This is a genomic window from Nostoc sp. 2RC (genome assembly GCF_014222165.1).
Lineage (GTDB): Bacteria > Cyanobacteriota > Cyanobacteriia > Cyanobacteriales > Nostocaceae > Nostoc > Nostoc linckia.
In genome coordinates this window covers 1-2,574 of record NZ_JACKZU010000611.1, presented here as the reverse complement: position 1 = coordinate 2,574, position 2,574 = coordinate 1, and the positions used below count along the sequence as shown (strand labels likewise).

Below are 2,574 nucleotides of genomic sequence, written 5' to 3'. Positions count from 1 at the left end.
TAAATAATACTTATAATAATGAGAATCATCATGGAAATAAAAATCAAGCAGAAAAAAGCATTTTTCGTCTCTGCTTCCTGAAGATTCTTATTCTCATAAAAATTCAAGCTAATTACAACGCGATCCTAAGTTCTCTTAAAGAGAAAATTTTTACTCTTTACTTCCCACTATCCTTGACATATTAAAGTCATACATAATTATCCAATAAGTAATAATACTTAAAATTTTGTCAAAAACTGGGGTGAAAACACAATTTTTGAGCTAGTGATGCTAATGCGGGCTAGACCTACGGGTCATCAAAAAAAGTGCCACTAATTCTTAGGCTCCAATCACCGTATCAAATTGAATTTGATACTAAAATAAACCTATAATATATAGCGTTATTACTATTGACAAAAATAATTTAATTTAATTTACAAATTTTAGAAACAAATCTCCACTCACAGTTCAAGTTAATTTCACAAAACTTAGGCAAAAATCCCGTAATTTCGTTATTACGAGCGACAGGGTAGTAATCCCTCGTAACGACACTACCCTTCGATCGCAATGACAAAACAAACAATACTTGCGTCAGTCCTACTTAAAAATAAAATCAAATCGTGGGGACAGGAAAAGTTGACCAACGCCCCCAATTAAAATCTAAATTTGTAACTAAAGCCCGAATACCCTCAAAATACTGAAGATAACACCTAGAGGCCCAGCGACAAGGCCTGCGGTATCACCGACTTTTGCTCCGCCGGAGCGGCCGACTACTACGACATCATTATTGCGGAGTATAGGATTAGTTTGCTCATTAATCCCAGCTGAGAAATCCACTTTTACTACACGTTTCGTGACGGAACCATTAGGATTGAGACGAATCAAATCAACAGCATCGTCACTAGCTCTGGCATCGTTGAATCCGCCAGCAGCAAGTATAGCTTGGTTTAAAGAGCTATTCGGTTGAATCTCTGTTAATCCTGGTCTTTTGACTTCCCCGACCACACCCACTTGAATGCGTGCGGGAGACAAAGTAGTTGTAGCTAGCTGAGTAGCTTCTGCTGGGTTGATCTCAGTCGCTGTCGGAATAACAATCGTATCTCCGTCTTGGACGATAATATCTTGATTGGCATCGCCACTCTGTAACAGTTGCCAAAGGTTAATATCTATAGCTTGTTCTGAGCCAGTTCTTGTCAGTCGGCGTAGCTTGAGATTACGAATATCTGCCTGTGCCGTAATTCCACCAGCTAGTTGAATTACTCGTGTGACATTTGGTAGACCAGTGGGAGTAGCAGTACCGCTGTTAGGAGCTGCGCCTCCCTGCTGTTCGTTTAGGCTACCTGGCGTAACTAGGTAAGAACCAGGACGGTTGACTTCACCAATAATTGTTACTGTGCGGGGTGTAGTTTGACTGGCAGCAAAGTTAGCTGCAAATATATTGCGGGATTCTGCTACGTTGAAGGTATTTGCAGTTGGCACAACTATAGTGTCTCCATCCCGCAAGGTTATATCTTGTGATAACGTACCTGTTTGGATAAGTTCTTTTAAATTGAGGGTAACGACTTGTTCTGAAGCACGTCCGAATTTACGCCGTAATTGAACTTGAGTTACATCAGCTGCCAATGTAACTCCTTGGGCTGTTGTCAATGCAGCTAACACAGTGGGGTATTGTACGCCTGGATTGTCTCCAGCACCTCCACTCAAGTTTAAAGTATAAGCTCCTGGACGTGTTACCTCTCCAGCAACAAAAACATTAATCGGACGAGGTGATAATAAATTAACTGAGATTAAAGGACGTTTGAGGAAGCGAGCATATCTTCTGGCAATTTCATCAGCAGCCTGTTCGGTTGTTAGCCCCAGAACTGGAACACTGCCAATTAAAGGTAAGTTGATTGCTCCTCCTGGAGGAATTTGGTATTCACCTGTATATTCAGGTACTTCAAAGACATTTACACGGATGCGATCGCCCCCTCCCAATAAATAATTAGTATCTAATTGTGTTTGTGTATTTGGTATTTGTGCAGTTGATGGTGCTGGTTGTCCCTGAGCTAGGCTAGCAAAGGGTACGGCAACATTGACAGCAGTTAATAAAGCCGCACCCACAACTGGTTGGGTAAGCGATTTCAACAAATTCGTGTTAAGCATATTTCCTTGAGATTCTGAAATTACGATTAATAAAGTACTGTCTAAACATTTTTATTTTGACTATACCTAAGTATTCAAGTTCCCCAACAATCTTATTTTCCTTGAAAAGTGTAATTTTCCGGAGAAAATTTGTTGATTTGATTTGAATTTTCAATGAAGTTCATTTAAAGTTAAGTGTCTTGGAATATGACAATTATCCCCAAATAATAAATTTGAGCAATCCAAGGTAGTTTATACAATACTATGTTTGCTTTCCAATGAGGCAATTACCAATAAATTTTTACTAAATTAAGTCAATTTCATGACACTTAAGTTTGAATTTCAAATATGTAATGAGTAACATTTGTTATCAACATTAAAATGACCGCTATTTAATTAGCAACCAGAGAATTATTTAGCAATCAAACTAGTTTATACCAATTCTTCATGAAGCTGCATAGAACTTTACCC

General features: G+C 38.7%; 1 protein-coding gene. It reads right to left on the bottom strand.

The features are described 5' to 3' along the window. Window positions 1-651 precede the first annotated feature (651 nt). On the bottom strand, window positions 652-2,124 hold the full coding sequence (locus GNE10_RS33710) for an SLBB domain-containing protein (protein WP_185570387.1): 1,473 nt from the start codon (window positions 2,122-2,124) through the stop codon (window positions 652-654). Between the last annotated feature and the right edge of the window lie 450 nt (window positions 2,125-2,574).

What these genes read in the sequence shown, in the direction of transcription:
- GNE10_RS33710 (WP_185570387.1), bottom strand. Translation starts at nt 2,124, where the DNA reads ATGCTTAACACGAATTTGTTGAAATCGCTTACCCAACCAGTTGTGGGT.